Origin of the sequence: Antarctobacter sp., assembly GCF_048262615.1 — a bacterium.
GTDB lineage: Bacteria > Pseudomonadota > Alphaproteobacteria > Rhodobacterales > Rhodobacteraceae > Antarctobacter.
Genome location: NZ_JBLXFB010000036.1, coordinates 1 through 6,265, shown reverse-complemented (window position 1 = coordinate 6,265; position 6,265 = coordinate 1). Strand labels below are relative to the sequence as shown.

Here is a 6,265-nt window from a genome sequence, read left to right as displayed (position 1 = left end):
GAGGGCCGTCCCTCCATCGCACCGGAACGGTTGATCCGGGCCAGCCTGCTTCAGATCCTCTATTCGATCCGATCCGAACGTCAGCTCATGGAACAGATGGATTACAACTTGCTGTTCCGTTGGTTCGTGGGCTTGGGCATCGACGATGCGGTCTGGGGTGAAGGGCGTCCCGGAATTGGTCCAGTGGACCAATTCAGCCCTGAACGGGCGCAGCCCCGGGCCGAAGGTCGACGGTGTTCACGAAGAACCGCGACCGCCTGCTGACCACGGACATGTCCCGCAAGATCATGGCCGCCATTCTGGCCCATCGTGAGGTGGCGCCGCTGCTGTCCACTGCCCGGCAGTGCATTGCGCAGCAATGTCACGAGAGGGGGACGATCACTTCTCGGTAGACGGCACGCTGGTGAAGGCGTTCGCCACGGGCCTCGGACCGGTGGCGGCCACCTGGCTCACCGTCGATGAAGAGCTTCCAGCCGAAGGACAATGAGGTGCCCGACGGGGACGACGGGCCGGGTGATCCTCCAGATGACGGCGCATCACCAACATCCTCCCCTGACCAATCCACCGCCGAGCCCGACCCGATGACTCGCCCCAGACACCGCAGTCGCAACGCCGAAGTCGACTTCCGCGGTCAACGGCGGTCGAACGCGACCCACGCGTCGATGACCGATCCCGAGGCTCTGCTGTACAAGAAGTCTCCCGGAACCGGGGCCATGCTGTGCTTCATGGGACATAGCCTGATAGAGAACCGTTCCGGTCTGATCGTGCAGGCCGACCTGACGCAGGCGGATGGGCAAAGACCGTTGGCGGCATCGCACAGACCATGTATCGCGGCATCGAGTGTGTGCGGGCCCGGTTCACGCTGACAATGGCGGCCTGCATTCTGGCAAGGCTGCCGAAACTGCATGCGGTCTGACGAGCGAAAGCGCCGCCGAGCCTGCCTGCCCAAGATCCAGCCCCACCCAGCATCCGCGTAGAAGGAAACCGTTCCTCCCGGCAGGGTTTTTCAGCGGCCTGCTCTCATGATCGCTGTCAACCCCTTGTTCATAGACGCTTCCTCCGACGAAGCCGGGCGCAGCGTGGATGTGGATGCGCAGGGTAGGAGACGGAACTGAGACGACGGTTGAGCAAGCTCTCATGCGCGGGTTGGTTAATGCATGACCGTGGTTTCGCCTTGGGGCTGCCTCGATCTAAGTGGCGAGCGTCGACCGGGTCTGCTCATAACAGGGCACGAGGGTTCCCCACCGGGTTCCGTCCCCAACCCTGCGCATCGGAAGGGTCGAGGCGTCGTTTCTCCGTCGTGCTGCGCGTCAGGCCCGGGCAGGCGCCACGGTGCGGGCGATAGCCCAGATGAAGCCTGCCATCTCGCGCGCGATCGCCGTCGTGGCAACCACCTTCGGCTTTCCCGCCGCCATCAGGTGCCGATAGCGCTGGCACATCCGCAGTTGTCCCTTCCAGGCAATGTCGCACACGCCCTGAGGCAGGCTCTCGACCCAGTCGAGCAGCTTCCGGCTGACACGGGCCTGCATCCGGTAGCTCCAGGCACCCTTGATCAGGACGCGACGCGCGAGGCCGCTGCCAGCCTTCGTGATGCCGCCGCGTCGGACACTGGCACCGCTGGAATGCTCCGAAGGCGTCAGTCCCAGAAAAGCCATCAACTGCCGCGGGTTGTCGAAGCGGTTGAAGTCGCCGACCTCGGCAACCACCGTCACCGCGACGATGAAAGCGACCCCACGCATCGCCTGAACGGCCTCAACCACCGGCGCCAAGCTCCAGCCGGGCATCAGGTCGGCGATCTGCTTCGTCAGCCGCTCGATACGGGCCTCTGCGTCAGTGACGGCATGGATGTAATACTGCAGCACGATCTGCTGCGCCGGATGCGTGAACCGCACCGTCGTCAGCCAGCGCCGGTAGGCCTTCGTCCAGCCCTTCTTTCCGTGATAGATACGGCCGTGGCGAAGCAGAAAACCCTGCAGATGCTGGCGCGCCTTGCCCGCGACTCGGACAGCCGTGGCCCGCGCACGGACCAGATCACGCATCGCTTCATGCGCGTCATCCGGCACCCAAACCGCTGTCAGCTCACCCGCTCGATGCAGCTTCGACTACATAGTCGCATCGCGCCGGTCGGTCTTCACCCGGTCGCCGACCTTCACTGGAATGAGCGAGGGCGCAACGACCATGCAGTCATATCCGAGTTCGGTCAGCTGGCGATGCAGACCATAGCCGCAAAGCCCAGCCTCGTAGCAGAAAGGGAGCCGCCGCCCGATGCTGCCCAGCCTTTCGGCAAGCCCGCGAACGTGTTCGGGCTGGTTCGGGATCGTTCCCCAGTGCCTTACCTCACCACCGCGCTTTCCTTGCGCAACAGCCACCGAGATCGTCGCCTTGTGGACATCCAGCCCGACGAATGTGCTATCGTGCATGTGGTCTCTCCCCCATTCCTGAGGCTCGGCACCGGCCCATCCGGCGCAACCCTCGAACGGAGAATGCCGCGGGAGAAGCCACCGGCCCAGTTAGTTCACACCGCGATCATGGGGTCTAAACTGCGCGTAGGACAGTTTGGTTTCTGCCGCCATGTAGAATTTTCCCGTGTACCGCTGTAGATCGCGGTCATGATCCGGAACTCACCTGTAGCGCCGGACTTGTCGGAGACGAAATCCTAGGACTGGCACGCTTAGAAGCGCGTCGGCCGTCGCAGATGGCATGCAGCTTGTTGTTCATGCTGACCTTGGTGCGCCCATGGGGGGTTACCCGTCGATTGGCAGGTAGTTCTATGGTTGGCATCGCATGCAGAACACACGTCTTCTTCAAAATGCGCCCGCCAAAGCCTCCGCTTGACGCAGGACCGATTTTACCGCTTCAGTGGCAAGGTCCGGCGGGTATCCGTGTCGTTTCAGGATGCGCTTGACGGCGATGCGCATCTTTGCTCGCACATCGTCCCGGCGCCACCAGTCGGTTCCAGCATTGCTGCGGACGGTATTGACCAGTTCCGTGGCAATGACCCGAAGTTCCTCGTTTCCCATGACCTCGACGGCGCTATCGTTGAGCGCCAGGGCGTCGTAGAAGGCACGCTCTGCATCGTTCAAGCCATCTTCGGGTTCGTTTTGCAGATCTTTGGCAATCGCGATCAGTTCTTGCAGAATCTGCAAGGCGTCGACGCTGCGGTTGTGATAGCTCGCGATGGCCCTTTCCAGCCGAGAGGAGAATTCCTCCTTCCGGACGACGTTCGTGCGCGTGCGCGATGTAATCTCGCCATTCAATAGCTTTTTTAACGCCTCGACGGCCAAGTCCTTGTGCTTCATGTTCTGGATTTCCAGCATGAATGCGTCGGACAAGACCGAAATGTCTGGACGATCGAACCCGCAAGCTTCGAGAATGTCGACAACTTCGGTCGAGACGACGGCACGGTTGAGCAGCTGTTGAATCGCGAGATCATGATTGGCATTGCTGCGCCCATTGCCGCCACGGCCCAGCTTTTCGAGACCCGCCCGGAGAGCGGTGAAGAACGCAACTTCTTCGGAGTACGCCGTGGTCTGTGGGCTCCCGGACGCCAGTTTGAAGGCTTTGATGAGCCCGGCGACAGCGTCATTGAAACGTTTCACCGCCCCGGTTTCGCCGTCGCGATCCCTTTGCAGGATATGATCCAGGGCCCCAGGGAGGATCCGGAGGCGATCTGCTGGCGTGCCGGTCAGCGCAACGGCGTAGTCAAAGCCGTGCATTTGTGAGCGCGTGACGTCCAGTATATCGAGAAAGGCAGCGACGGCCTCTGCTTCGTCGATCCCGGTCTTCTGCTGGTCGGGCTTCGAGTAATGCGAAAGAGCCTTTTTCAGGTCAGCGGCGATGCCGATGTAGTCGACTATCAGCCCAGCAGGCTTGCCCTTGAACACGCGGTTCACGCGGGCGATCGCCTGCATCAACCCATGCCCCTTCATCGGTTTGTCGACATAAAGCGTATGCATGCAGGGGGCGTCGAACCCGGTCAGCCACATGTCCCGCACTATGACGATCTTCAACTCGTCATCGAGGGTCTTTGCCCGCTTGCGGATTGCCTCTTGGCGGGCTTTCGAGCGGATATGCGGCTGCATCTCGGCTGGGTCCGACGCGCTACCCGTTACGACGACCTTCACCTTGCCGGTGTCATCCGTGTCGCCGTGCCAATCTGGCCGCGCTGCGACGATCCGGCTGTAAACCTCGACGCAGATCCGGCGACTCATGCAAACAATCATGGCCTTGCCGTCGATCGCTTCGAGGCGCGCGTCGAAATGCGCCAGCATGTCCGCGACCACCGTGTCCAATCTGGGTTTCGCACCGACCAAGGCCTCGACCCGTGACCATTTCCGCGCCGCGGCGACGGCCTGCTCGTCTTCGAGATCCTCAGTGGCTTCATCGAAGGCCTCGTCGACCTCGCCGCCAAGGTCCTCGTCGAGTTCGACTCTTGCGACCCGTGCCTCGTAGTAGAGGGGGACCGTCGCGCCGTCCTCCACGGCCTGGCTGATGTCATAGACGTCGATGTATTCGCCGAAAACGCTCCGCGTGTTTGCCCCTACGAGTTCCACTGGGGTGCCGGTGAAAGCGATGTAGATGGCATTGGGCAGGGCCTTGCGCAGCTGGTACGCCAACCCGTGGCGCAGGGTACCGGTTTTCCGGTCCATCTTTGCTTCGAAACCGTATTGTGTTCGGTGCGCCTCATCGACGAGGACAACGACATTAGAACGGGACGTCAGCTCAGGAAACACTTCTCCGGTATCGGGACGGAACTTCTGGATGGTCGAGAACACGATGCCGCCGACTTCACGGTTCAGCAGATCCTTCAACGCCGTGATGCTGTCCGCCTGAACAGGTTCTTCGCCAAGGAGATCCCTGCAACGCCCGAACGTTGCGAAAAGCTGGTTGTCGAGGTCGTTTCGATCCGTGAGGACCAACAGCGTCGGGTTCTCCATCTCATTGTGATGCATCACGCGACCCGAGAGAAAGGTCATCAACAAGGACTTACCGCTTCCTTGAGTGTGCCAAATGACGCCGCCCTTGCCGTCCCCATCGCGTGCGCCAAGGATTGTGTCCGTTGCTTTCCGAACAGCGTGGAATTGGTGATACCCGGCGATCTTTTTGATCGGTCCCTTGCCTTCATCCTCGAAGACGACGAACCAGCGCAGCATCGACAACAGCGTTTTCTGTGTCAGTAGGCCCTGCGCCAGCGTCTGCAATGCGAGAGCCGAACCTTCCGGCACCAGTTTCTGTCCGTCGATCGTTCGCCACTTCATAAAGCGATCAAGACCGGCGGAAATCGACCCGAAGCGCGCGTGTAGGCCATCCGAGATCACCGTGAGCAGCGATGTCCTGAACAGATCCGGGATGTCGGTCTTGTAGGTTTCGATCTGGTTGAAGGCCGCCTCGATGTCGGCTCCTTCTGTGCCTTTCAATTCGACAATGACCAGCGGCAGACCGTTCAGGAACAGCACCACATCGGGAATGCGGGCGGTCTTGCCGACAACATCGACCTGATTAATTACGCGCCAGTCATTCTTGGCGTTAGTCCAGTCGACAAGCTGAACGACGGCATTGCGCACTTCTCCGTCGCCGAAGTAGGTCACGGGTATGCCCTTGACCATCAGGCCGTGAACGCGCTGGTTCTCCTGCACGAGATCCGTGGCGAATACGATGTCACGAACCCGGGCGGCCGCCTCAGAGACCGCGGTTTCTGGCAGGTTCGGGTTCAGTCGCCGTATAGCATCAAGCAGAACCGGGACGAGGATCGTCTCCCGAAAGCTTGATCGCATCGGATTGCGCATCTCGGGCGAGATCTCGGACCCATGCTGCTGCTTAAATCCCAAGGTCGCCAACTCGCTGACGAACCAGTTTTCCAGATCGGCTTCCGAGGTCCAGGCCATTACGCGGTCTCCGGTCTTGCTTTGAAGGCGCGAGCGATTTCAGACAGTGGGCCCTTGATTGCGGCTTCAAGTCGCCGCATGTGTTCTGCGTGCCATTCAGCGAAAGTGGCCCATTGCTCCTGATCGTATCCACCGCTGGGATGGGCAAAGTAGATGCGAGACTCTTTCTGACTGTCCAGCCGCAGCCAGGTCAGCGTTTCGCCAAACGCCGACTCAATCTTTGCCTTCCGCTTTGCCAACTCGTCGAAGAGCCACTTGTTCTCCTCACCTGTCGGGCGGGAAAACGCGAACTCCACGCGGATCTCCTTTTTCAGGAAGATCAGACGATACGGGCATCCTGACAGCCCAGACCCGGCGCTCAGCCAGTGGTCGTTCGAGGG

2 protein-coding genes and 2 pseudogenes are annotated in these 6,265 nt (G+C 60.9%); 1 reads left to right on the top strand and 3 read right to left on the bottom strand.

The window, feature by feature from the left end; all coding sequences use genetic code 11:
* Positions 1-156, top strand: a pseudogene (locus tag ACN0S5_RS22035) (transposase); the annotation flags it as partial.
* A gap of 1,154 nt (positions 157-1,310) precedes the next feature.
* On the opposite strand, the pseudogene ACN0S5_RS22030 reads toward ACN0S5_RS22035, so the two are convergent.
* The 3 genes and pseudogenes from ACN0S5_RS22030 to ACN0S5_RS22020 all read right to left on the bottom strand — a co-directional run.
* A pseudogene (locus ACN0S5_RS22030) lies at positions 1,311-2,420 on the bottom strand (IS110 family transposase).
* A gap of 384 nt (positions 2,421-2,804) precedes the next feature.
* A complete protein-coding gene (locus ACN0S5_RS22025) occupies positions 2,805-5,885 on the bottom strand; it encodes a type I restriction endonuclease subunit R (protein WP_417211315.1) in 3,081 nt (1,026 codons plus the stop codon).
* On the bottom strand, positions 5,885-6,265 hold a 381-nt coding region (locus ACN0S5_RS22020), incomplete at its 5' end, for a DUF4268 domain-containing protein (protein ID WP_417211313.1). The genes ACN0S5_RS22020 and ACN0S5_RS22025, both read right to left, overlap by 1 nt.

Coding starts and splice junctions, on each gene's coding strand:
- ACN0S5_RS22025 (WP_417211315.1), bottom strand. CDS start 5,885: ATGGCCTGGACCTCGGAAGCCGATCTGGAAAACTGGTTCGTCAGCGAG.